Source organism: Pandoraea soli (genome assembly GCF_902459595.1).
Taxonomy (GTDB): domain Bacteria; phylum Pseudomonadota; class Gammaproteobacteria; order Burkholderiales; family Burkholderiaceae; genus Pandoraea; species Pandoraea cepalis.
Map to the genome: position 1 here is coordinate 1 of NZ_CABPSG010000045.1, position 847 is coordinate 847.

Consider the following 847-nt stretch of genomic DNA (forward strand, 5'->3'; position numbering starts at 1 on the left):
CAGGTTTGCAGCGTTGTTGCCGGAAATACGGCAGCCAGCGCCTCGGGCATGCCCTTGAGGCCATCGGTCACCGCAATCAGAATGTCGTTCACGCCGCGCGTTTTCAGATCGTTAAACACCTTCATCCAGAACTTGGCGCCTTCGGTGTTTTCGATCCACAGGCCCAGGATGTCGCGCGTACCGTCGGGCAGGATGCCCAGCGCCAGATATACCGCCTTGTTGCGTACGACGGCATCCTCGCGAATCTTCACACGCAGCGCGTCGAAGAACACGACCGGATACATCGGTTCGAGCGGCCGGGACTGCCAGGCGGTGACTTCACTCATCACCTCGTCGGTGACCGAGCTGATGAACTCGGGCGAGACTTCCGTGCCGTACTGTTCCTGTACGAAGCCCTGAATTTCACGAACGGTCATGCCACGGGCATACATGGCGATGATCTTGTCATCAAAGCCCGTGAAGCGTCGTCCGTGTTTGGGGATCAACAGCGGCTCGAAGCTGCCGTCGCGGTCACGCGGCACCTCGATGCGGATCGGGCCGTCCTCTGTCAGGACCGTCTTGGCACCACGGCCGTTGCGCTGGTTCGTCACGCTGGCCGGTTTGGCCGTGCCCGACGGGTAGCCGAGATGGTGATTCATCTCGCCGCCCAGCGCACGCTCGATCAACGCTTTCTTGAAGGCCAGCGATGCGGCATTGATGGCGTCGGCCGTCATCGGGCCGTGGCCGAACTGCTCAAGCAGCTCGGCCGGGATCGTCGGCAGCTCTGCCGGTGGGGTTTTCGGTTTGCGAGGCATCGTCACTCCTTGGCGACATGTTATGCCTCAAACACGAAATTAATGACAGCCCC

General features: G+C 61.0%; 1 protein-coding gene. It reads right to left on the bottom strand.

Features of this window, described 5'->3' with window-relative positions:
* Window positions 1–794 (bottom strand): IS256 family transposase (locus PSO31014_RS22230; RefSeq protein WP_150553595.1); only part of this gene is annotated, 794 nt, incomplete at its 3' end.
* Window positions 795–847 lie beyond the last annotated feature (53 nt).